Here is a 22,244-nt window from a genome sequence, read left to right as displayed (position 1 = left end):
GGGCTATCCTGTGCGAGCCGTAAATGAATTACTTGCATTTTACGGAGTGATTTATTTACGCGGCTGGATTTTCGTTCCGATTTTTTACAGCGGAGGAAGTAAGTTTTTGGTTGACGGCAGGCTTGGAAAAAGGTATGATTATCGTGTTTTTCAGTATAAAAAAGAAAGGAGCGGAGCAGCGGTTTTATATGTTTTACTAAAAGCGCCTGAACTGAGCGGAACGACAACACGCTTAGTTGACGAGGAGGAGGTTTATCGACGATTCGGCGGATGCCTCCCGGTTGCGGTACACAACTGTCATGTTCATCCTTAAAACAGCGGGGCAACCCGATGGACAAAGGGAGTGAATTTGTACCAAATAAAAAAAGCAAGGGCGCGAGCAGGCAAAGAGCTTGAGATGCGCTTTGTTTGCCGCACCCTCTAAATCAGGAGGAAAAAGAATATGTGCGGAATAGTTGGATATATCGGCAGCGAAGATACGAAAGAAATTTTATTGAAAGGGCTTGAGAAGCTCGAATACCGCGGTTATGACTCTGCAGGTATTGCTGTGCGCAACGAAGAGGGTGTGCACATTTTCAAAGAAAAAGGACGTATCGCTGATTTGCGTGCGATTGTTGATGAAGACGTAAAATCAAACGCAGGAATCGGTCATACTCGCTGGGCGACACACGGCGTACCAAGCCGTTACAACGCGCATCCACATCAAAATGTAACAAACCGTTATACAATCGTTCATAACGGTGTGATTGAAAATGATGAGCAATTGAAACGCGAGTACTTGCTTGATATACCACTTCAAAGTGATACAGATACAGAAGTGATCGTGCAGTTAGTCGGTTTATTCTCGAAAGATGGATTGACAACAGAAGAGGCATTCCGCAAAACATTGACTTTGCTAAAAGGGTCATATGCACTTGCGCTTCTTGATAACGAAGATGAAAGCACGATTTACGTCGCGAAAAACAAAAGCCCGCTTCTTGTCGGTCTTGGCGAAGACTTTAACGTTGTCGCATCAGATGCGATGGCGATGCTTCAAATAACCGATCAATTTGTTGAATTGATGGATAAAGAAATGGTACTTGTAACAAAGAATGGTGTGACAATTAAAAATCCGGAAGGTGTCACAGTAGAACGTGCTCCTTACACGGCGGAACTTGATGCCGGCGATATTGAAAAGGGCACATACCCGCATTATATGTTAAAAGAAGTTGACGAGCAGCCGTTTGTTATCCGTAAAATTGCGCAGGCCTATCAAAATGATCAAGGCGAATTGCAAGTGGATGCGGACATCGTGAACGCAGTAAACGAAGCAGACCGCCTATACATCGTCGCATGCGGCACGAGCTACCATGCAGGTCTTGTTGGCAAGCAGTATTTGGAGCAAATGGCGAATATTCCAGTGGAAGTCCATGTCGCGAGCGAATTCGTTTACAACATGCCGCTTCTCTCGAAAAAACCGCTCTTTATCTTTATTTCACAAAGCGGCGAAACAGCGGACAGCCGTGCCGTGTTAGTAAAAATTAAAGAACTTGGCTACAAAGCGTTAACGATCACAAACGTACCGGGATCAACACTGTCACGTGAAGCTGATTTCACATTGCTTCTCCATGCAGGCCCTGAAATTGCCGTTGCATCTACGAAAGCATATACAGCGCAAATTGCTGTATTGTCTATTCTGGCAGATGCGGCAGCAAAATCAGCCGGTATTGACACAGGCTTTGACCTCGTACATGAGCTTGGCATTGTGGCGAACACAATGGAAGTCCTTTGTGACGGAAAAGAAGAATTCGAACAAATCGCGCGCGATTACCTGTCAACAACACGCAACTGCTTCTTTATCGGCCGTTCAGTCGATTATTATGTCGGCCTGGAAGGCGCGTTAAAGCTGAAAGAAATCTCTTACATTCAAGCGGAAGGTTTTGCCGGTGGAGAACTGAAACACGGTACAATCGCGCTGATTGAAGACGGTACACCGGTGATCGCGCTTGCGACACAGGAATCCGTTAACTTGAACATCCGCGGCAACGTGAAAGAAGTGGCTGCCCGTGGTGCTAATACATGCGTCATCTCCATGAAAGGCCTTGAGCAAGAAGGAGACCGCTTCGTATTGCCAGCCGTACACGAACTGCTCGCACCACTTGTCGCTGTCGTTCCATTGCAGCTCATCGCTTACTACGCAGCCCTACACCGCGACTGCGATGTAGATAAACCGCGTAACCTTGCGAAATCAGTAACGGTAGAATAAGTTGAACACCGCCTGACTTTACTGTTGTAATTTTGTAAAAAAAATTGATCATTTAAAACAAAGTTCGATTATTTAAAATAAAGATTGATCATTTATAATAAAGTTTGATTAAAAACAGCTTCTTCAGATATGATATCTGTAAGAAGCTGTTTTTTTAATTTTCAGAAAAAGGAGCTGGTATGATGAAGTTAGGATTTAGAGATTTTTATTATTTGGATGCAGATTATGTCGATAACCTTTTAGGTTATATTGAGGGGTTTATTGAAGAAGAAGTATCTAAACTGGAAAGAGAAGAGAGTACTGCGCAAGGTAAAGCAAAAGCAATGGGATTTGCTGAAGCAACGAAAGACTCTAGATCGGGCAAAGAATTTACTAGAAGAGGAAAAATAACGCCAGAGATAAAATTTAAGCGAGTCATTGACTATTTAATTGCTAATGATTTAGACCAAAGAGATACATTTGATGAAGAACTTTGGGAAATGATCGTTCAAGAGGAAGAGATATTAGAGGTAAGGGGAAGTCTTCGCTTTACACAAATATACGATTTAGTAAAAGACGCTAAATATATAGGAAGTGTTGGTAGTGGCTTGGGTGTAATTAGTGATGAGGAGGTCGAAACAGTTACTTCTATGTTAGACAAAGTGAAAGAGGTTCAAGAGAAAAATGGAATTTCGATTCGAATTAAAACACGTGATTCCTTTTATAATTTCGTGGCTTATTTAAATGAAAAACATTTAATGAAAGATCAAATTGAAATTGTAGGAAATGACTTCAAAATGCTTTGCAAGGTAGAACGTTTATTGCCCCAGGGTGAAGAAATGAAACTCTTTGATTTGGAAGAGATTGAGAAAAAATATTCAAATAGAGAGCAACGTCGAAAAAACAAATCAGCACAATTGCCTGCAGAATTTAATGAAAGTGTTGAAGGCCCTGCTGCTGTAGTATTACCAATCGCAATTTACCGTTAACCAATCAAAAGGAGAAGATACTAAGTGTCTAAACGCACTCGCTCATTATAAGCTGATAATGAGCTTAAGAACGGTCGTGGTCTAGGAATAGGCGTTGAGTATAAGCCATGGCTGATTATTCAGGATGTATCTTCGTTAAGGCGATCAACACGATTAAATGGAGTTAAAATTGCTAGGCAGTACGAGTTTCTTTCCAATTTGAAACAAAATTACTTTTGTTTATTAGGATATTCAGATTTGGTGGTTGATATTATAGAACAATATCCTTTGCTGCCAGTTGAGGAGACAATTGTTATTGCTGATGAACTGGGTCTTAAAAATCCGGCTGATCCTAGAACGGGAGAACCAATTGTGATGACAACAGATTTTTTAGTTACAGTTAGATCGAATTGCACATAGCGCGAACTGTGAAATACAAGGACGGGTTAATGAATAAGCGTGTTTTAGAGAAATTTGAAATTGAAAGGGTATATTGGGAGCGACAAGATATCGATTATGGGATTGTTACTGAACTTGAAGTTCCAAAATATATGGCTCATTATATTTCCTTTGTTCATAGCTATTCAGATCTTTGTTTTAGATTAGATACTAAAAATAAAATCTATATATTCAGACCTTCTTTATTGAGTTGTGTTGATAATGAATGGTTTTTAAATACAATTGAAGTAGACAAAAAAGCTTTAGAACGTGAAGGTATTTTATCAAATAAAAATAATATTTTAGAGATTTTATTTGAGCAAGTAATCCCTAAAATTACTAGAAAAACAGAACAGGGCTTAGACCAAGACAAAGCCAAAGACTTAAAAGCACGTTGTACACTTGCAAATAAGTCTAATGCAGATTTAGTTGTTTCTATTCATTTAAATGCTTTTAATAAAATGGCAAGTGGATATGAGACTTTAGTTCGACTAGCCAAGATCGGGTTCTTCATACAGAAATAGTTAAAACTCTATCTAAACATGGCATAATTAATCGTGGAATTAAAGTAAGAAAAGATTTATACATTCTAAGAAAAACATCATCAAAAGCTGTATTGCTTGAATGTCTATTTATTGACAACAAAAATGATATGAAAAAATTAAATAAAACAGCTTTTTTTCAAGAATTTTGTCAGTCTATTGTTCAAGGTATAGTAAAAGCTGTGAGCAATACTATTTGAAGTGTGGCGTTAAAACAAAGTTTGATAATTTATAAAAAAGATTGATCTTTTGTAATAAAGTTTGATTAAAATCCTGTATTAATTTACACAGGATTTTTCTTTTTGTGTTCTTGTCGTTGTTGTAAAACTCCAGTATGTTACTCCACTAAAGGGCCAGATTCTTGAATAATAAGATAGTATCCTTTTTGTATCGGGTAAGTTAGTAGGTGAAACCATTTTTGATGTAATTACGTAGTTAGTAAAAAAGTTCATAATTAAGGCGGGATATCCTTGGTAACATTCTTTGAACTGTTAGGTCTAGTTGGTGAGATTTTCTTTTGGTTCTTAAAGGAAGTAGACGAAGAAGAGATTGAAAAAAATATAAATTATTTAAAAAGGTATGAATGGTTCGATAATTATCTCAACAATGATACGTATAAAGAACTTATCAATAAAAATATAGAAGTTCGCTATGTAATTGGAAAATGTAATGTAGATAAAATGAATAAAAAAAACTATAATCGTTTAGTTGAAAAAAAAATCAAAAAAGTTTTATTAAATGAGTCACATACACTGGGGAAGTAAATAAATATACTTGCACTTTGGAGGCTTTATTTGAAGTTCTCTTTTGAAATTTAGTGACCTTTTGTAATATCATCGATCATCCGTTAAAGGGCGTATTAATAGAGGAAAGCCCACTGAAATGATCAAACTTTTTTATAAAAGAATATTTCAACTGAAAATATTAAGAGCGTGTTTTGATCAATCTTTTTTTCAAAACACGCTTTTTCTTTTTGTTCATCTATCAAGGTTATTAGCATCATTTTAATCAAACTTTATTTCAAAGCTACAAGTGTGTAAATTTAAAATAAAGTCGCACCGAAACACCCCTTAGATTATATTAATTTAAAGGGGTGTTTTTTATGTCTAAAAGAACTAGAACATTTCACCAGCTTCAGAGGACTCGTATTTTTAATAAGCACTAATGTTGGTGTTTTCAGCTTTATTTTTTATTACTTTAGCTTCAGCAGGAATCGGAAAGGATTTTACCGTTTTTGAAGAAACAAATCCTTTGTCTGCAACCAGATAGTGAAACAAACGATTTCAGTAATATAAAAAATAAAATATAATTTCTTCACTATTCATCTCCTTTCTACCATATTTTAAATTATTGATTAATGCACTTGAAAAAAATTTCATTTATGTAACAATATAGTTCTAACTTTAGTGTGAATTGTGTAGTGACATGTTGATCTGCTAAAACAATAATGCAACATAAAACAGACTTATGGGATGGAGCTAGCGGAATAAAGCAGTATAAAGTGGTCAGTCTAACAGGACAGGACGTTAATTCAACAAATTGTAAAAAGGCTGATCAATTTGAACCGTAGTCTACATCCACAAGCATCTTTACAAGTAGTGAATGGTATGGTTCTAAACGAACGATGCGACAATGGTATCATGCTGGCTGCGATTTAAGGGGTGCAAGGGAACCTGCAGTGTCAGGCTTTTTATTCGTAATTCCACGTGATATTCAATTAGATGCAAATACCCGCCTTCTTAAAGATTGGGGTACTGCTAGACCAGGAGTTATTTAATTTATCTTTTCTTATGAGAAAACAAAAATATTTTAAAGCTAGATGTTTTGCTTTAATTAAACAGGAGTGTACATGAAAAAAACCGTCATTTTAGCAGTACTTATCGTCTGTATACTCGGTTCGGTTTCTGCCTACTTGGCGGCCAAATCTTCTGAGCAGAAGAAACGAGTTGTTGTAAACGGGGTTGAGAATCTTGCTTTTATGAACGAGATTCCTGAAGATCACTACCTTTTATTTTATCCTTCTGATGTCAGAGCCTCACAGGAATTTGTGCTGGTTAAAGAAGTATCCGAAACGGGCGAAATCATAAAAGAATATGAGGTTCATGATGATGCCTTTAGAAGAATGAAGGTTCATCAAAAGCCAGCTAACCCTAACGAGCTTTATATTTCTTTTTTTGGAGAAGCGGTGATTGAGAACTGTTACTATACGTATGACACACAAAAGCGTACGTTTAAAAAAGTGGACCTTGCTTACTTTAAATATGACACAGGGGTCGACCATATTATGCACTACGGACCTGATGTGCTCCTGCAAAATCTCGTTTCTCATAAAACCGGAGACCAAAATCTAAATGAGGAAACAGGCAACTTTCAAATGTCTATTACAAACGACACCGAGCAAAAAAGCTACGAAACGGAATATGAACTTATACCTCTTTGGAGCCCGCTTTTAGAATTGGGAAATAAAATCATTTATGCTGGAATCGGAGAGGAAGACAATCAGGGAGTAGCAAAGGGTGCTATTGGCTTAATCGATCGCAAAACAGGTCAAACTATTTATATGGATTTCGGCCAAAAATCATCTCAATTTTACACAGTGTATGGGACGGAGAATCATGCCTATATTATCAGTAATGAAGGAAAAATGTTTGTTCTTAATCAAGATCTAACATTTAAAGAATACGATACCTTCAAAAGCGTACCTGCACAGGATTCGTATTTTACAGATTCTGGAGGAAATCTTCTTATAGATCAGGATAGAGCTCTTCATTTTGTATATAGTGAACAGAATGGACCCACTCTCGGTCTGTTAACATTTAAAGGAGAACCTGCCTTTTCTCCCATGAACAAATCGTACATCCAACCGGATATGAATTATCGCATTTTATATCAAGACACCGAACAGGGCGAGATTTATATGGTTGAATCAGACGGAGAGGAAAAAGGAAATCTGCTGGTCATTGATAGTAAAACATTTGATTTAGTTCACAAAATTTCGATCGAATATGATCACTTGCTGGATTTTGTAGTAAAAAGATAATCACTTATTTAAAAAGTTTTCCTTTCAACAATGGTGGATCCATTTGTCATTTTCAAGAATTTTTAAATTATTGATAAGTATTGACATAATTAACATTTTTATCTAAAGTGTCATTTGTATGGTTAGTCAGATAGAGGGTTCCATTCGCTTTTTTAGTTACGGTCAGGCTTTGAAACCAGTTGCCTCCGTCTAAATTGCTTGAAGTATATAATCGTACTTTTCGAAGTGGATTCTCTACACGCATAGCGATAGCTAGGCAGAGAATAACGATCACTATATCAATGCTCCCCTCCAAGTAGATAGTAGCGTTGCTTTCTTACAACTGTCTACTTAAAGGGGAGCATATCATGCGATTATTTTGCATTTTAAATGCCCGGATCTTTAGAGTCTGGAGCGTTTTTCGATTTGAGTGCAATTACGAGGAAATTTTTATAATGTGTCTTATTGAACTAATGAAGCAGGTTAGTTGTATTGTTATATACAGAATGGCATGCTAAAAATTAACATTTTTTTAGTGTTTATTAAGCCTGATTGGAGAGATCATTATGGGAAATACTGATAAGTTTGAAATGATAGCTAATAATTATGACACTCCTGAAAGAGTCGAAATTGCAAAGGTATCCTCAGATGCCTTCCGTAATTATTTAGTTGACGCTAAAAGTAAGAATGCGATTGATTTTGGGTGTGGAACTGGTCTTGTCGGAATGAATTTGTTAAACGAGTTTCATTCTATACTTTTTCTGGATACGTCACAAAATATGATTAATCAAATAAAGCAAAAAATAACTGATTTTAATATTCAGAATGCAGATACACTATGCTTTGATATTGAAAAGGAAAGACCTTCGGATTTACATGCCGACTATATTTTTATGGCTCAGGTTCTACTCCATATTCCTGATGTTGAACTCGTTTTATCAAGACTATTTGATGTTCTTAATGAAGGAGGACATCTATTAATAGTTGATTTTAATATAAATGAAAAAGTAGTTTCAGATATTGTTCATAACGGATTTAATCCAGAAGAGTTAACCAATATGATGACTAAAATCGGGTATAGGGACATTCAATTCAAAACTTTTTATACTGGAAATAAACTATTCATGGGACAAGATGCATCTATGTTTATTCTGGATTCAAAAAAGGGGCATCGGTAAAGAATGGACTTAAAACTTGCAGTTCCAAAAACACGGAGAACCGTAAGGAGTTTGTTGTTGAGCTAACGGGGCATTAGTTGAAAAAGTGAACCATAAAACTCGCTCAGGCTTCTAAGGCTTAACATTTAATTTTTTTTCATTTAATTTGGAGTTGTAGTGTTCCTGAATTCTTGAACGACCTTGTAGACCTAAATACGTATCGTGTAGGGTTTTTGAACTCGCCATATGAACAAGCATACTATATTCAAGCTAAATCTTACGGTGTACCTTTACAAAAGCAAGAATGAAAAAGCAAAGGGAATACAGCCTCATTAAAAAATCAACATTAACCTTTAACAGAGCCTGCCTTTCAATAATTTTGTAAAGCTTCCATGTCTCGCATGATTTCTGAAAGTTTGCTATAAATAGACGATCCGAAATACCTATCTTGCTAAAGAAGGGATTTCGGTTTTTTTAATTGCACAATCGAACCAGGGGAGTTTAACAAAAGGTATTCAAGCACGAATGAACCTTCCACGGCTGATTGTTGGTATAATAGGATACGTAAAATAATGGAGAAAAAGCGTTATTATTAAACATATATAGCTGAACGGCTGTTGATCCAGTAATTTGATAAAGATTTTACTTATTCTTATCATTTACCAGCGAGTGCTTAAATTCTATATGGATACGGCATATCGTTGGGACATGGATACACTTTTTCACATGCGTTTACGTTGAAGTAAAATGAAAAAAGGAGGAAACATGATGGGAAGAGCAGAAGTGATTGGCAGTAAAGCCGAACAAGAACAAAATCGTTACATATTTCTAGGCCGTTACTATGCGGATGATTTTGAAAGTGATAAATCAGGAGATTTCGTCTTTATACAGCGCCTTGAAGTAAAGGGGGTTAATGGTGAAATAAAAGGTTCAACCCCATTTAATGAATATTGGTCTAACTGTAAGAACAAAGAACAAGTCAAGCAAGTGATCAATAATTCGGTTGCTGAATTTATAAAAGCAAATAGTTTGAAATTAATGTTAGACAATTATAACGTAGCAGAAAGACTAGGGGAGATTTAAAAGTCTCTCCTTTTGTTAATTGTTCTACGAAGGATAATCCCAAAATAATTGTAAAAGAGAAGGCGTATTTTTCCCACTTTCTTTGTGTATAACGTATAATGATAATGTTTGATTAAGAGGAGGGTTTAAGTATGGCACATCATAAAATAACGGAAGAGGAAGAAAGTAATCTTCCTATGTTTAACAATCACCAAGAAGCGAGTGAATACTTCAAAACACAGTACGGCGATGATTTTATATTGAAAAGCTCTAAAGAAATAGATGGAGAAACCGTTTATGTCTACGTATTGGTAGTGGATAGAGAAGCTTATAAACGTGGTCAAGAAAAACTCGCACGATTTGAAATCGTTCAAGGAACAGAATTCACAGATAGCTTTCAATCGATTAACATAAGTGAGAACGGAGATATTTTTATTACTCATTGATTTTTAATGGCAGCATCAACAGTTTGATAAAAACGATCCCTTTGGAAATGTTTCCTTAGGGATCTTTTTTAATAGACAAATTAATGTCGTTTAAAAAAAAAACGATTATGATGCAAGATTTTCTCTCCTCTAAACTAAATGTACATTGTTTTTGTTAAGGTTCATCATTATGGTGATATGCTAAATAGGTGCATTTAAATTTTCTTATTATTATGATAAAGAGATGGCTGCATTAGTTGGTGGTAACTGTGAACAATGGAGTAATGGGAAAAGCAATTGTATCAATTTTGAGTCAGGATGTAGATCAGATTTATTGCTGTTATGGAATAAGTTTAAAGACTTGTAAACGAATATCATCTGCCGGAAAGTATAAATCGTATATATGGACTTAAAAAAGGGGCGAGAAAAGCGGCTCCTTTTTTGCTTCTTTCTCTTTGTTTTTATGGAGAAACTTCGTATTTTGACAATCCCCGTCTAAATCCCCGTCACTTCGGGTATACCACTAGTACGATTATGACCGAGGAGGAAAGGACATGCGATGGCAGGGGAGAAGAAGGAGTTCAAACGTTGAAGACCGGAGAGGGATGGGCAGCAAAGGATTGATAGGCGGTGGAATTGGCGGAGTCGGCTTGATTTTCGTTCTGCTTTTTACGCTGTTAGGCGGCAATCCGGAAGAACTGCTTGGAGGTATTTCCGGCACGGACAGCGGCACTCCTTATGAAGAAACGGACCAGGAACGGGAACTGTCGGAATTTGTGTCTGTCGTTTTGGCCGATACGGAGGAAGTATGGACAGAGATTTTTCTTAAAGAAGGGCTGGAATATGAGAAACCGGCGCTTGTGCTGTACTCTGGCAGTGTTCAGTCTGCCTGCGGGGCAGCCGGCTCCTCAGTGGGACCGTTTTATTGTCCGGGGGATCAGAAGCTATACATTGATCTAAGCTTTTATCAGGAGCTTCAACATCAATTTCAGGCACCTGGCGATTTTGCGATGGCGTACGTGATTGCCCATGAAGTGGGGCACCATGTGCAAACGCTGTTGGGAACGAGTCAGCGGGTGGCGGCCCTTCGTAATAAAGTGAGTCAGGAAGAGTATAATAGGCAATCCGTAAAACTTGAACTGCAGGCAGATTATTATGCGGGTGTCTGGGCGCATCATGCGCAAGGAATGAATTTGCTGGAGGAAGGGGATCTGGAGGAAGCGCTGACAGCGGCAAGCGCCGTCGGAGATGATACAATCCAAAAGAAGGCGCAAGGATATGCGGTGCCGGAAAGCTTCACTCATGGGACATCCGAGCAGCGGAAGAGCTGGTTTTATAAAGGCTTTAAGTCCGGCAGTTTAAAGGGCAGTGACCCCTTTAAAGCAAGCGGTCTGTAAAAGAGATGTGCCGGAATTCAATGAATAAGACAAATAGGCGCTAATTCAAACATAAATGTTGATTTCTTTTGGATTTCTCATTAAGATAAGCAATATTGGATGAAAGACATCCAGCCTGTTTTATGGAGGGATACAAATGGAAAAATTACAATCGAAAGAACAATTTGAACAGCTAAAAAAGGAAGAGCGGGTCGTTTTCATGTTTTCTGCGGACTGGTGCCCGGACTGCCGGGTGATTGAGCCGATTTTACCGGGAATTGAAGCGGATTACCCAGAATATGAATTTATCTATGTGGATCGTGACGAATTTATCGACTTGTGCGGCGAACTGGATGTATTCGGCATTCCAAGCTTTGTCGCGTATCACAATGGAGAAGAAGCGGGACGCTTTGTCAGCAAAGACCGCAAGACGCAAGAAGAAATCGAGGCTTTTTTAAATAGTCTCTCTGCGTAATCCTATATAGTTCACAAACACCGTCTGTTTTTAAGACGGTGTTTATTTTATTTTTCATGCATTGCAGAATGGTGCCCACAGTTACATAAAGCGGGAAACTTGGTCGTTTGGATGGAAAAGGATAGAATAAGGGAAGAAAATCTTGTTGAAATGGTGAAAAAAAGGGAGTGTCGACACGATGAAATGCAAAGTAAATCAAAAAGCGGCAAATGCATTGAAGAAAATGCTCGAAAGCGAGGGAGCAGAAGGAAAAATGATTCGGGTTGAGGTGACGGAGCTGCACGGGAATCATGCACATTATGGCATTAAATTGGATACGCAGAAAGAACATGATGTCGTTGTCAAAACGGACAAAGGCGTCGATATTCTTCTGGACAGCAGAGAAGAGTTTCTTGACGGAATTTTTGTTCAGTACTTCTTTGTCCCTAAAGAGGAGTTTGTGATTACCAATTCATCAAAAGGGAATCATCATCACCATTAAGCTTTAAGGATTCAGCCTGATTTCTTTATGTCACGGAAATCAGGCTGTTTTTGTTTTTGTATAGGACTTCTGACTTTATTCTAAATCCAGCTGTTCTGAAATTAACCGGCTGTACCTTTTCATTTCACTTAAATAAACGTTAATTTGTGAAGGGGAAAGAATTTTTTTCGGTCCTGTCACGCTTATGGCCGCAGCGATTTGACTGGTCATTTCATCAAACACGGGAACGGCCATTGCGCACATGCCCACTTTGAATTCTTCTTTTGAAAAGGCATATCCGTTTTTTCTAATCGTTTCTAGTTCAGACAGCAGCACGTCGGGTTCTGTTAACGTGTTTGGAGTGAATGATTTAAAGCCAATGGAACATAATCGACTGATTTCTTTTTCATTTTGATAGGCCAACAAAACCTTTCCAGCGGCTGTAGCATTGGCGGGGACCCGTTTTCCCATTCGATTGAAGGTTCTTGTCTCTCTTTTTTCCGGAAGTGTAAGCAGGTGAATTACAGTGCCCCTATCGTAAACGACTAGCTGGATGACAACCGGCACTTTCAAATGCATTTTTTGCAATAACGGAAGAGCCACCTGGCAAACTTGAATATCATTATATACGACGCAGCCAATTTCAAAGGCGGTCAATCCAAGGTGGTATTTTTTTGTTTCAGGATTTTGTTGAATGATATGTTCAGCACACAATGTTTGCAAGACACGGTAAATAGAGCTTTTCGATATGCCCAGCCGTTCGTTTAACTCTGTAATCCCAAGCTCGGGTTCATCTAAAGAAAATTGACGCATCACTCTGATCGCATTTTGTACGGAAGAAAGCAGTTCTGGTCCCGCCATCTAATTAACCCCCTCTTTTACAAAAAAATTTTTCTCTCTTTTCGCTATACGGAAAACCGATCTTTTCGTTCTCTATTAAGTTAACGTACAATTCGTAATATATTGAAAAAACAGAATTTTTTCAATGATGTTTTATTCCCTATTTTAAAAAGGAGGAATGTGGTTGGCGTCATCCAGTAAGCCGATTATTGCGATTACAGTTGGAGATGTTTCAGGAATTGGACCGGAAATTGCGTTAAAATCGCTGTTAAGCCCGGCTACTTACAATCATTGCCATCCGTTGCTTATCGGCGATGCGAATGTTCTGATGCATTATATTTCAACCTTTCAAATGCCTCTGCGGCTAAACATCATTGAACAGGTAAGCGATGCAGCGTTTTCCCATGGTTTGGTTGACGTAATCGATCTGGCTATCATTAATATGGACAATTTCTCTTTTGGAAATGGGAATGCCATGACCGGTTCAGCCATGATCGAATACACGAAAAAGGCCATTGCGCTAGCCTTGAATGGGGAAGTGCAGGCAGTCATTGGCGGTCCACACACAAAATCCTCCGTGGAAAAGGCAGGAATAACATTTGATGGTTACCCCGGACTCGTCGCCAAACTGACGGGTACAAAAGAGGAAGAGACATTTCTCATGTTAGTTTCCGGGAATTTACGTGTTGTGAATACAACATTGCATGTGTCGCTAAAACGTGCATTACAGCTAGTCAATCAACCACTCATTGAAAAAGCAATTCGTGCAGCTGATTCAGCTGGCAGACAGATTGGATTGCCTTCTCCAGCCATCGCAGTAGCTGGATTAAATCCACATGCGGGAGAAGGTGGATTATTCGGAGAGGAAGAACAGAACGAGATCATTCCGGCAATAAAACGTGTTCAAAAAGACGGCATTCATGCAGCCGGGCCTTTTCCGAGTGATACACTGTTTGCCGAATTTGGCAAATTTGATATTTACGTAGCGATGTACCATGATCAAGCTCATATTCCGATAAAAATGAAAGCGCTTAAAAATATTGTCGCTTTAACAGTTGGTACGCCTGTCCTGTTTGCATCTGTGGGACATGGAAGTGCACCTGATATTGCCGGGAAAAATATGGCCGAGCCCACAAGCATGATTCAAACTATCGAGCTTCTCCGTACCATTAACGTGAAAAACTCATTAATAAATAGCTGAAGAGAGGGGTTTTACCTATGAGTACAATGAAAAATGCAGAAGTGTTAACGTGGCCGGAAAAGGGAGAAAGCCGCATCCCTTACCAAGTGTATATGGATCCGGACATTTATGAAGGTGAAATGAAAAACATTTTTCGCGGTTCGACATGGAATTACTTAGGGTTAGAAGTAGAGATCCCTAACCCAGGGGATTATAAAACAACTTATATTGGCGATACACCCGTTGTTGTTACACGGGATGCGAAAGGGGAAATCAGGTCTTTCGTAAACCGGTGCGCTCATCGCGGTGCGACTGTCTGCATGGATCCGTGCGGCAACACAAAAACATTTACCTGTGTGTATCACGCCTGGGTGTACGATGCGCAGGGTGATTTAAAAGGGGTGCCTTTTAAAAAAGGGGTAAATGGACAAGGCGGTATGCCGGAAGGGTTCGACCAGAGCAAGCTTTCCCTTCAGAAAATCAAAGTGGAAACGTACTCAGGGATTATTTTCGGCTCATTTGATCATGGAATGGAGCCGTTGCAAGAATACTTGGGAGAAAAAATGTGCGGCTATTTGAACCGTATTTTCAATAAACCTGTGAAAGTGCTCGGCTATCAACGCCAGTTAATGAATAACAATTGGAAGTTGTATTTTGAAAATGTGAAAGATTCCTATCATGCCAGTTTGCTGCATTTATTCTTCTCTACTTTTGGGGTAAATCGCTTATCACAAAAAGGCGGGATTGATTTAGATGAGACAGGACGCCACCATGTAAGTTATACGTATGGCAGCTTGAATGAAGATCTAGAGGCATATAAGGAATCTGATTTAAGATCATATTCATCAAAATACACATTAGAGGATCCTTCTTTGCTGGTAGGCCGCAACGAATTCCCGGATGGAATCACACTAGCGATTCAATCATTATTTCCGGGTATGGTTGTGCAGCAAATTCACAATGCATTAGCGGTACGCCACTTAGTACCGAAAGGCGTTGATTCCTGCGAATTGATTTGGACGTACTTGGGCTTTGAGGAGGACGATGAAGAAATAACGAAGATTCGGCTAAAACAGTCCAATTTAGTTGGTCCGGCAGGATTTGTGTCATTGGAGGATGGTGGAATAGGAGAGCTAGTGCAAAAAGGGATTGTTGGAGCGCCGCAAGTGGAGTCCTTTGTAGAAATGGGCGGAACGGGGGTAGAAAGCCAGTCCTTCCGTGTTACAGAAACGTCCATTCGGGGTTTTTGGAAAGAGTATCGCCAACTAATGGGTTATTGATCAGAAAGATGGGGGGAATTTGAAATGGAATTGAAGCAAATCAATGATCTTAGAGAGATTCAGTTCAAGATCGAAGAACTTACTCATGCTTATGTACAGTGCATTGATGATAACCGTTTGGAAGAGTGGCCGGAATTTTTCACCGGCGACTGCCTATACCAAATCATTTCACGGGAAAACCATGAGAGGGACTTTCCGGCATCCATTATTTATTGTGACAGCAAAGGGATGCTGAAGGACCGTGTAACGGCTCATCGGCAAGCGAATATTTTTGAAGCGCATGTATACCGGCACATCGTCAGCAGCATCCGAATTGCCGGGTATGAAAATGACACGTACACGGTCCACTCTAATTACGCTGTCTTCCAAACGAGAGTAAACGGTTATTCGGAAGTGTACAATGTCGGGCAATACATCGACAAGATTATTTTTATAGAGGACGAGCCTAAATTTAAAGAGAAAAAAGTAGTTTACGATACATTGGTCATTCCAACATTGCTGGTTACGCCTATCTAATGACCAGCTTCAAAGTGAAAGAAAGGGTGAAAGGGAAATCGTTGATTTCCCTTTCTGATTAGGAGCGATGGAAACACTACGTCTCTTATCTAAAACAAAATCAATCGTTTACACTTCTTCTATTGGACTGTTTTTACTTTATCAGCTGGTTCCGTTTAAAGAAATGGGATTGATTCTGTCGATCTTTTCCATCGCTGCGATTGCACTTGCACTTCTGTCCTGCACATTTTTTACACGGTTAATGTCAATTCTCTTTTTACTCCTAGGCACAATAATGGCCATGAGAAAAGGAATCGATGTTTTACAGTATGTGCAGCTTTATGGGGACATGCTTTATTTGCTGGCTCTGTTTGCAATTGTTCCATTGCTTTCTATACCCATTCAGGCAGGCGGGTATAGGGAGGATTTCAAACAATTATTTCAGGGAAGGATCCATTCCTCTTCTCATTTATATCGAATTATTACGGGTTTATCTTATTTTCTTGGCAGCTTTTTAAATATGGCGGCGGTTCCGATCACACATGCAAGTGTAAAAAGTACAGTGGATTCATGGCCGATTGAAAAGCCTGAACGTTTTCTTGCCAGCAGCATTATTCAAGGATATTCTCTGCCTATTATGTGGACACCTCTATCTGGCATTTTAGGAGTCGTTCTTTATGTGACGAATGTGGAGTGGCTGTCTATTTTTCCGGCTCTTTTTTGCATTAGTGTCGTCACCCTTGGGTTTAATTGGCTGATTTTCAGTCTGATAGAACGATTTAGAAAATCAGGCAGTCATCAAAAAGAATCCAGTGAAGAAGAACAGGTGATGCGCAATTCCTCACCGCTCTTCTATCGCAAGATGTCCCAAATTATGATCGCGATCATTGTACTGTTATGTTTAATCGTCGCCGTTGATATGATTTTTTCGATGGGATTAGTGGTGACCGTTACACTGTTAACCGTGCCTTTTGCCTGGTTATGGTGCCGTATAATAAAAAACACTTCTGATTTTTGGCCGGGCGTAAAACACCACTTTACCCATAAAATAACGGAAATGAGTGAATCGTTTGCCATCTTTTTAAGTGCTGGTTTTTTTGTACAGGCTCTTCACTTTTCTGGAAATGACCGGCTCGTTAATGAATTATTTGTTCATTTTAATGAACTGGTGGGCGCTCATGTATTTTTGATCTCGCTTCCCTTTTTAACACTGTTATTCTCGTTTATCGGGATGCATCCGATCGTTGTTGTAAATTTATTGGCTCAATCATTAAAACCAGACGTTCTTGGCATCACGTCAGAACAAATGGCGGTCGCTTTTTTAGGAGGTGCCGTTTTGACATTTTACTTGGGACCCTTCAGCGGGACCCTTGGGCTTATGTCTTCCATTATAAATGTGCGGCCCATGCGCATTGCTGGATGGAGTCTTTTATATGCTGCAGCATTCTCACTGGTGGTCACAGTTTCTGTTTTTTTGTTGTAGTTTTTTAGAAGGGCGAAGGATATTAAAGGGGGTATTGAAGAATGATGAAGTTCAAACAGCTGGTCTTGTTAAGTGTCATGTGTATGGTAGGATTGGCGGGATGCGGGGATCAGGGAAGTCAAACGAATTCAAATGGAAGCAATGCTTCATCATCAAATGTACTCCGATTTTATGCGGCTCCTCAAACAGGATCTTGGTACCCTCTGGCTGTAGGTATTACAGAAAAGATGAAGAAGAACGATCCCAGCCTGGAACAAGTCAGTATTGAACCGGGTGGAGGGGTAGCGAATGTCGTTGCCATCAATGGCGGTCAAGGCGAAATTGGCTTTTCACAGGCCATGCCGACGGTTGATGGAGTCGCCGGAAATCCCCCATTTAAAGAAAAAACAGAAAATGTACAGTATGTGGCATCCCTTTTTCCTCATATCACTCAAATTGTTGTGTTAAAAGATTCCGGAATTAAATCGGTTGAAGATCTTAAAGGAAAAACGATTAACGTAGGCCAAAAAGGGCTTCTCACAGAAGAAGTCGCCCGGCGTATTCTTGAATCGTACGACATGAGCTACGATGATATGGGAAGTGTCCAAAATTTGTCATTTGCCGATGCCGTAGAGCAAATGAAAGATGGGCGCATCGATTTAATGTTCTGGACGGTTCCTCTTCCATTTTCTGTACTAACGGATCTTAGTCAAAGCAAAGACATGGAATTGCTCTCTCTTCCAGATGAAAAAATTGAAGAACTAACGAAACAAAACAAAGGTCTGGTGAAAACGACCATTCCAAAAGGTGTATATAAAGGAGTGGATCATGAAGTACAAACCATTCAATCCCCATTAGTGGTTATTGCAAATAAAAACACGCCGGAGGACCTTGTTTATGAGTTTACAAAAACGCTTCATGATAATCTGGAAGAATTCAAAAATATTGATCCGGCACTTGAAAGTGTAAATCAAGAAGATTTAACGGCAGATATAGGTGTTCCTTTTCATCCCGGTGCGGAAACGTTCTATAAAGAACAACAATTGTTGAAATAAGACGTTTAAATGGACGATACGCAAGGGAAAACTCGGATCTATCCAAGGAGGGGACAGAAAACAAATGGTGAAACTATGCAAGATTTTATTGTATGGACTGAGTTTGTTTCATTTATACACAGGCTTTTTCGGTAACTTTGAGACGTTTTTTCAACGGTTTGTCCATTTATCATTTGTCACTGTTTTAATCTTTTTGTTATACCCATATCGCTTTAAATCTAAAAAGATAAATGGGCTGTTAAATGGTGGCATGGTGGCATTAAGTGCTGCCAGTATGGGGTATCTTTATCTCCACTATGATTATATTATGACGGAACGTTTCGCGATGGTCAGTCCATTAACGCCGGCCGAAATGGTGTTAGGAACCATTTTTATCTTTCTGATCTTGGAAGCAACGCGAAAAGTTGCCGGGGCGGCTCTGTCCATTATCGCCCTCCTTTTCGTAGTCTACGGGCTCGCAGGTTCATTTTTGCCGGGCATGTTATCGCATGCCGGCTATAGCTGGGCCAGTGTCGTTGATTTAAATTACTTGGGCACAGAGGGCACCTTGGGAATCCCGCTTGGTGCAAGTGCTACCTATATTGCTTTATTTATCTTGTTTGGATCGTTTCTCGCAAAGTCTGGCGTTGGGGATCTCTTAATGGATATTGCGATGGGGATGGCCGGCCATGCCCGCGGGGGACCGGCCAAAGTGTCTATTATCGGCAGCGCTTTGCACGGAATGCTTTCGGGCAGTGCGGTAGCCAATGTCATGACAGTAGGAACATCTACAATACCATTGATGAAAAAAATCGGCTATAAAGCGAATTTTGCAGGGGGTGTTGAAGCTGCTGCATCGGCCGGAAGTCAGATTATGCCGCCAGTAATGGGGATCGTTGCCTTTATTATGGCTCAGTATACAGGTATTCCTTATATTCAGATTGCAGGTTACGCCCTGTTGCCAGCTCTTCTGTATTTCTGGGGAATTGGGGTCATGGTTCATTTAGAAGCGGTTAAACTAGGATTATCAGGTGTCCCGAGAAAGGACTTGCCTGACTGGAAGGGAAGTCTAAAGAAAAGATGGCATCTTTTATTGCCGATCATCGTATTAGTCGGTCTTCTTATGTTGGATTACAGCCCTTCTTACGCTGTTTCCTACTCCATTTTAAGCATTTTGCTTTTCTCATCCCTTCATAAGGAAACCCGCATGAGCTGGCGTTCCATGTTAGAAGCGTTAGAGGATGGGGCCAAAGGGATGCTGATGATTGGTGCAGCGACAGCGACAGCTGGTATTATTAGCGGAATGTTTGGATTGACCGGATTGGGCGTGAGATTTACGGCTTTATTGGGCGAGTTATCCGGCGGACATCTTATTCTTGCGCTTATTCTGACCGCTATCGCTTCCTTTATTTTAGGAATGGGTCTTCCGCCGTCCGCTTCCTATATTGTCCAAGTGGCGATTACGATCCCGGCGCTGATCGGAATGTTGGAAGCAGATTCTCCTGTTGTTGCCGAACATGCTGTATTGCTTGCCCATATGTTTGTGATGTATTTTGCTTCCATAGCCGTTATTACACCGCCGGATGCCCTGGCTTCTTTCGCGGCAGCGGCTATTGCGAAATCGAATCCAATGACCACTGCACTTACAGCGACTAAGCTTGCTTTTGTTGCCTATGTGATTCCATTTATGTTTGTCCTTAATCCAGCATACTTAATGATTGGGCCGACTTTGGACAAGGTCCTGGCCGTCATAAGCGGTTTCCTTGGCGTCATTGCTTTTGGCGTTGTATTTCAAGGTTTCCTGGAACGAAAATTAAATTGGTTTTTCCGTTCTTGGGCGCTAGTGGCGGGCGTTCTCATGTTAGTACCTCACCATTTATTAAATATGGTTGGAATTGCGGTGATCATTGCATTTTTTTGGGCGGCTAGAAAAAATCGTGTTACCCCGGTCACGAATTCGGATAAAACAAAGGCAGATCATGTGATGTAAGTGTCAGCATAAATAATAGAGGGTCATTCAGAAAGCGGGGTTCATTATGTTAGTAGTATGTGCGAATCATGTCAAAGATGGCTTAAAAAACTTTGATGTTCCTCATGTGAAAAAAGTGAAAAGTGATAAATCCCCCTGTTCTTTTTGTCATAAAAAAGCTGATATTAAAATTTTTGGCTCTATACCTTCTTTTAAAGAAAAAAGGAGAATAGAAAAATATGAAAGAAAAAAGCTTCAAATACAAGGCGTATAGATAAAAAGCAGCAAGAAAGGTGAACCAGATCCAAACGTACAGTACATCAAAAACAATTAATGTTGAAAACGATATCTTATTAAGCAGACCTTGTTACGCAAGGTCTGCTTATTTTGATTATTTATTAGTCGATTTTCAGGGTAGGAAGTTTTTTAGTTCAATCTTAGAATACGGTCGGTATAAAGAGTTAATCGGGAGAATAGGTTAAAGTGTAATGAGAATTCAGAAATATTGTTTAATCAGATTTTTTAGCAGAGGAATGATAAGTTTTAGTGAGGATAGGTTATCTCCAATTGATAGAAAAAATCTATTTTACAAATTAATGATATATAAGTTAACTTATAAGCGATTAAAAAGTCAAAATATTCAAAAAACATTTGGCTTTTTTAAAATAAAGTAAGCGCATACATCAAGAAAGAAAGCTCAGTTGTAGTAATCTCTAATCATTAAAAGCTAGAGGAGGAGAAGTTAATTTTGGTGAAAAAACAGTTTTTGTTTGTCGTAATGTTTATCTCCACATTAAGTTTGCTATTAAGCGCATGTGGGCCAAATGGTAACCAAAACTCCATAAAAAGTTCAGCTCAAACTTCTAATTCATCAGGTGAAATCGGTAAACAAACATCTGTTCGAATCGGAACGTCCAGTTCAGGAAGTCCTTTCTATACGGTCGGCGTGGGTTTGTCTAATATTATTTCCAAGCATGATCCCGGATATAATATGACCGTAGAACCTGTCGGAGGATCACACCCGAATGTCTTCGCTCTCGCTACGGACAGGGTGGATTTTGCTATCACGAATTCGCTTGCAGCCGAGGATGGATTCAAAGGAATTACACCTTTTGAATCGAAAGTGGATATCCGCCTTGTTGCACAAGGTCAAGCATCTGTAAGACAACTCATTGTTCGTAAAGACTCTGGCATTGACAGTCCGAGTAACTTAAAAGGAAAAACAATTATTGGTAAGCGTCCGGCAATGCCGGAGATTGAACAAATTATGGATGCGGTCTTAGATGAGTATGGTGTTGCAAAAGAAGATGTAAAAATTATCTCAACGACTGATTCGCCGGAAGTGATAGAAGCTTTAGAGCTAGGAACTGTTGACGGTGCATTTTTCCCTGCCAGTTTAAATGCGGCCACACTATCAGAACTACTTTCAGATGAAGAGTTTAAGCTTATTTCTTTCGAAGAAGAAAAAGTAGATTCTATTTTAGAAAAGCTGCCTAAAGCGGTCCATAAATTTGTGATTCCAGGCGGAACCTATTCAAATCAAAAAAAAGATGTAACAGCATTTGCACTTAACACATATTTAGTGGCAAAAAGAGAGCTGGAAGACGATGCAGTCTACCGTTTAACAAAAACAATGTTTAATAATTACGATGAATTTAGCGCACTTCACAGCTCCGCAAAAGACTGGACTGTCGAACATTCCTTAACAGACCCCGTTATCCCGTTTCATGCCGGGGCGATTAAGTATTATCAAGAAATCAAGGCTTGGCATCCGGAAATGGATGTTATCCAGCAGACATTAGAAACTCAGTAGTCAAGATCAAAAATTTAAAAGGGAA

Annotated in this window: 22 protein-coding genes; 21 read left to right on the top strand and 1 reads right to left on the bottom strand. The window is 39.4% G+C overall.

Annotated features, from left to right (window positions below; translation table 11 throughout):
• Positions 1-10 precede the first annotated feature (10 nt).
• The 13 genes from BTO28_RS02230 to BTO28_RS02165 all read left to right on the top strand — a co-directional run bounded on the left by BTO28_RS02230 (position 11) and on the right by BTO28_RS02165 (position 12,167).
• On the top strand, positions 11-313 hold the full coding sequence (locus tag BTO28_RS02230) for a hypothetical protein (protein ID WP_076763647.1): 303 nt from the start codon (positions 11-13) through the stop codon (positions 311-313).
• A gap of 129 nt (positions 314-442) precedes the next feature.
• A complete protein-coding gene (gene glmS / locus BTO28_RS02225) occupies positions 443-2,245 on the top strand; it encodes a glutamine--fructose-6-phosphate transaminase (isomerizing) (protein ID WP_076763645.1) in 1,803 nt (600 codons plus the stop codon).
• 182 nt (positions 2,246-2,427) lie between these two features.
• On the top strand, positions 2,428-3,213 hold the full coding sequence (locus tag BTO28_RS02220; protein ID WP_076763643.1) for a DUF6414 family protein: 786 nt from the start codon (positions 2,428-2,430) through the stop codon (positions 3,211-3,213).
• A gap of 428 nt (positions 3,214-3,641) precedes the next feature.
• Positions 3,642-4,154: an N-acetylmuramoyl-L-alanine amidase gene (locus BTO28_RS17625; protein ID WP_083711249.1), complete on the top strand. Its 513-nt coding sequence runs from the start codon at positions 3,642-3,644 to the stop codon at positions 4,152-4,154.
• Positions 4,151-4,372 carry an N-acetylmuramoyl-L-alanine amidase gene (locus BTO28_RS17830; RefSeq protein ID WP_083711247.1) on the top strand — a complete coding sequence of 74 codons (222 nt, stop codon included), beginning with the start codon at positions 4,151-4,153 and terminating at the stop codon, positions 4,370-4,372. The genes BTO28_RS17625 and BTO28_RS17830 overlap by 4 nt, the downstream gene beginning before the upstream one ends.
• A 270-nt stretch (positions 4,373-4,642) precedes the next feature.
• Positions 4,643-4,936, top strand: a complete 294-nt coding sequence (locus BTO28_RS02200) for a hypothetical protein (RefSeq protein WP_076763640.1) — start codon at positions 4,643-4,645, stop codon at positions 4,934-4,936.
• A 1,085-nt stretch (positions 4,937-6,021) separates the two neighbouring features.
• Positions 6,022-7,212 carry a hypothetical protein gene (locus BTO28_RS02195; RefSeq protein WP_076763638.1) on the top strand — a complete coding sequence of 397 codons (1,191 nt, stop codon included), beginning with the start codon at positions 6,022-6,024 and terminating at the stop codon, positions 7,210-7,212.
• Positions 7,213-7,757: 545 nt separating this feature from the next.
• Positions 7,758-8,369, top strand: coding sequence for a class I SAM-dependent methyltransferase (locus BTO28_RS02190; protein WP_076763637.1), 612 nt, complete (start codon positions 7,758-7,760; stop codon positions 8,367-8,369).
• 747 nt (positions 8,370-9,116) lie between these two features.
• A complete protein-coding gene (locus BTO28_RS02185) occupies positions 9,117-9,431 on the top strand; it encodes a hypothetical protein (RefSeq protein WP_076763635.1) in 315 nt (104 codons plus the stop codon).
• A 131-nt stretch (positions 9,432-9,562) separates the two neighbouring features.
• Positions 9,563-9,856 carry a hypothetical protein gene (locus tag BTO28_RS02180; RefSeq protein WP_076763633.1) on the top strand — a complete coding sequence of 98 codons (294 nt, stop codon included), beginning with the start codon at positions 9,563-9,565 and terminating at the stop codon, positions 9,854-9,856.
• 533 nt (positions 9,857-10,389) lie between these two features.
• On the top strand, positions 10,390-11,232 hold the full coding sequence (gene ypfJ, locus BTO28_RS02175) for a KPN_02809 family neutral zinc metallopeptidase (protein WP_076763632.1): 843 nt from the start codon (positions 10,390-10,392) through the stop codon (positions 11,230-11,232).
• 136 nt (positions 11,233-11,368) lie between these two features.
• Entirely contained in the window at positions 11,369-11,686 is a 318-nt protein-coding gene (locus tag BTO28_RS02170) for a thioredoxin family protein (RefSeq protein WP_076763630.1), read from the top strand.
• 178 nt (positions 11,687-11,864) lie between these two features.
• On the top strand, positions 11,865-12,167 hold the full coding sequence (locus BTO28_RS02165; protein ID WP_076763628.1) for a heme biosynthesis protein HemY: 303 nt from the start codon (positions 11,865-11,867) through the stop codon (positions 12,165-12,167).
• 75 nt (positions 12,168-12,242) lie between these two features.
• Here BTO28_RS02165 and BTO28_RS02160 read toward each other — a convergent pair whose 3' ends face one another.
• The gene (locus BTO28_RS02160; RefSeq protein WP_076763626.1) at positions 12,243-13,007 is read right to left on the bottom strand and encodes an IclR family transcriptional regulator; all 765 of its coding nucleotides are present in this window, start codon (positions 13,005-13,007) and stop codon (positions 12,243-12,245) included.
• A gap of 163 nt (positions 13,008-13,170) precedes the next feature.
• Between BTO28_RS02160 and BTO28_RS02155 the strand changes: the two genes are divergently transcribed.
• From BTO28_RS02155 to BTO28_RS02120, 8 genes are all read left to right on the top strand, one after another.
• The gene (locus tag BTO28_RS02155; protein ID WP_158068775.1) at positions 13,171-14,187 is read left to right on the top strand and encodes a PdxA family dehydrogenase; all 1,017 of its coding nucleotides are present in this window, start codon (positions 13,171-13,173) and stop codon (positions 14,185-14,187) included.
• A 17-nt stretch (positions 14,188-14,204) separates the two neighbouring features.
• On the top strand, positions 14,205-15,446 hold the full coding sequence (locus BTO28_RS02150; protein ID WP_198936730.1) for an aromatic ring-hydroxylating dioxygenase subunit alpha: 1,242 nt from the start codon (positions 14,205-14,207) through the stop codon (positions 15,444-15,446).
• Between the two features lie 24 nt (positions 15,447-15,470).
• Positions 15,471-15,962, top strand: a complete 492-nt coding sequence (locus tag BTO28_RS02145) for an aromatic-ring-hydroxylating dioxygenase subunit beta (protein ID WP_076763622.1) — start codon at positions 15,471-15,473, stop codon at positions 15,960-15,962.
• A gap of 67 nt (positions 15,963-16,029) precedes the next feature.
• On the top strand, positions 16,030-17,424 hold the full coding sequence (locus BTO28_RS02140) for a hypothetical protein (RefSeq protein WP_076763620.1): 1,395 nt from the start codon (positions 16,030-16,032) through the stop codon (positions 17,422-17,424).
• Positions 17,425-17,465: 41 nt separating this feature from the next.
• Positions 17,466-18,458: a TAXI family TRAP transporter solute-binding subunit gene (locus BTO28_RS02135; protein ID WP_076763618.1), complete on the top strand. Its 993-nt coding sequence runs from the start codon at positions 17,466-17,468 to the stop codon at positions 18,456-18,458.
• A gap of 64 nt (positions 18,459-18,522) precedes the next feature.
• Entirely contained in the window at positions 18,523-20,427 is a 1,905-nt protein-coding gene (locus BTO28_RS02130) for a TRAP transporter permease (RefSeq protein WP_076763616.1), read from the top strand.
• Positions 20,428-20,473: 46 nt separating this feature from the next.
• Positions 20,474-20,680 carry a hypothetical protein gene (locus tag BTO28_RS02125; protein ID WP_076763614.1) on the top strand — a complete coding sequence of 69 codons (207 nt, stop codon included), beginning with the start codon at positions 20,474-20,476 and terminating at the stop codon, positions 20,678-20,680.
• A 477-nt stretch (positions 20,681-21,157) separates the two neighbouring features.
• Positions 21,158-22,219, top strand: coding sequence for a TAXI family TRAP transporter solute-binding subunit (locus tag BTO28_RS02120; protein ID WP_144289430.1), 1,062 nt, complete (start codon positions 21,158-21,160; stop codon positions 22,217-22,219).
• Positions 22,220-22,244 lie beyond the last annotated feature (25 nt).

Source organism: Domibacillus epiphyticus, assembly GCF_001975785.1.
Classification (GTDB): domain Bacteria; phylum Bacillota; class Bacilli; order Bacillales; family Domibacillaceae; genus Domibacillus; species Domibacillus epiphyticus.
This window is presented reverse-complemented; position numbering and strand designations above follow the sequence as displayed.

Excerpts from the sequence above, each read along its gene's own strand:
- glmS (WP_076763645.1), top strand. The coding sequence starts at position 443 with ATGTGCGGAATAGTTGGATATATCGGCAGCGAAGATACGAAAGAAATT.
- BTO28_RS02220 (WP_076763643.1), top strand. The coding sequence starts at position 2,428 with ATGAAGTTAGGATTTAGAGATTTTTATTATTTGGATGCAGATTATGTC.
- BTO28_RS17625 (WP_083711249.1), top strand. The coding sequence starts at position 3,642 with ATGAATAAGCGTGTTTTAGAGAAATTTGAAATTGAAAGGGTATATTGG.
- BTO28_RS02195 (WP_076763638.1), top strand. The coding sequence starts at position 6,022 with ATGAAAAAAACCGTCATTTTAGCAGTACTTATCGTCTGTATACTCGGT.
- BTO28_RS02190 (WP_076763637.1), top strand. The coding sequence starts at position 7,758 with ATGGGAAATACTGATAAGTTTGAAATGATAGCTAATAATTATGACACT.
- BTO28_RS02185 (WP_076763635.1), top strand. The coding sequence starts at position 9,117 with ATGGGAAGAGCAGAAGTGATTGGCAGTAAAGCCGAACAAGAACAAAAT.
- BTO28_RS02180 (WP_076763633.1), top strand. The coding sequence starts at position 9,563 with ATGGCACATCATAAAATAACGGAAGAGGAAGAAAGTAATCTTCCTATG.
- ypfJ (WP_076763632.1), top strand. The coding sequence starts at position 10,390 with ATGCGATGGCAGGGGAGAAGAAGGAGTTCAAACGTTGAAGACCGGAGA.
- BTO28_RS02170 (WP_076763630.1), top strand. The coding sequence starts at position 11,369 with ATGGAAAAATTACAATCGAAAGAACAATTTGAACAGCTAAAAAAGGAA.
- BTO28_RS02165 (WP_076763628.1), top strand. The coding sequence starts at position 11,865 with ATGAAATGCAAAGTAAATCAAAAAGCGGCAAATGCATTGAAGAAAATG.
- BTO28_RS02160 (WP_076763626.1), bottom strand. The coding sequence starts at position 13,007 with ATGGCGGGACCAGAACTGCTTTCTTCCGTACAAAATGCGATCAGAGTG.
- BTO28_RS02150 (WP_198936730.1), top strand. The coding sequence starts at position 14,205 with ATGAGTACAATGAAAAATGCAGAAGTGTTAACGTGGCCGGAAAAGGGA.
- BTO28_RS02145 (WP_076763622.1), top strand. The coding sequence starts at position 15,471 with ATGGAATTGAAGCAAATCAATGATCTTAGAGAGATTCAGTTCAAGATC.
- BTO28_RS02140 (WP_076763620.1), top strand. The coding sequence starts at position 16,030 with ATGGAAACACTACGTCTCTTATCTAAAACAAAATCAATCGTTTACACT.
- BTO28_RS02135 (WP_076763618.1), top strand. The coding sequence starts at position 17,466 with ATGATGAAGTTCAAACAGCTGGTCTTGTTAAGTGTCATGTGTATGGTA.
- BTO28_RS02130 (WP_076763616.1), top strand. The coding sequence starts at position 18,523 with ATGGTGAAACTATGCAAGATTTTATTGTATGGACTGAGTTTGTTTCAT.
- BTO28_RS02125 (WP_076763614.1), top strand. The coding sequence starts at position 20,474 with ATGTTAGTAGTATGTGCGAATCATGTCAAAGATGGCTTAAAAAACTTT.